The organism is Candidatus Protofrankia californiensis (assembly GCF_900634765.1).
GTDB classification, from domain to species: domain Bacteria; phylum Actinomycetota; class Actinomycetes; order Frankiales; family Frankiaceae; genus Protofrankia; species Protofrankia californiensis.
Genome location: NZ_CAAAFT010000489.1, coordinates 7,593 through 8,223 on the forward strand (window position 1 = coordinate 7,593; position 631 = coordinate 8,223).

Annotated in this window: 1 pseudogene; it reads right to left on the minus strand. The window is 68.1% G+C overall.

Annotation, left to right across the window (positions count from 1 at the left end):
* Positions 1–631: pseudogene (locus DD1DGNOD_RS30300) on the minus strand (DEAD/DEAH box helicase); the annotation flags it as partial.

Here is a 631-nt window from a genome sequence, read left to right on the forward strand (position 1 = left end):
CGCGGGAAGATCCAGCGGATCATCCCCGATCACTCGTCCGCTGCCTGCCAGGCGCCGCTGGTAGGACACCACCTGGCTGCTGACCTCAACTGTTCCCAGGTGCAGCTCGACATCGCCGGCGCTGCGGGAGCGGATCGACTCCACCACCCGGATGTCGGTGTCCTCCCGGGCCACCGTCGTCCAGTCCGGTGTGGCCGCCTCCACGAACGCGACCGCCGCGTCGAGATCGAATTCGATGACCACATAGGAGCCGCCCTGATGAAGGTAGACAGCACCGCGGTGAACCGTCGAATGCGACGTCGAGGCATCCACCGTTCCGAGCAGGCGCCCGGTGGACGCCTCGACAATCCGCACCGGCGGTCCGCCGACACCGCGGATGTCAACGTCCGGGCGGTGGCGACGCGTCCAGTACCAGCCCGCAGGCCGCCGCCGGAGCCGGCCCCGGCGTACCAGGTCGTCGACCGTGAGACGGGCCAGCGGCCCGAAAAGATCGAGATCGGCTTCGGTCAACGACAGTTCCGCGGCCGCGCACTCCAGGTGTGGGCCGAGTACGTAGGGGTTGTCGGGATCGAGCACGGTTGTCTCAACCGGCCGGCCGAACACGGCCTCGTGATGATGCACGAGATACGTG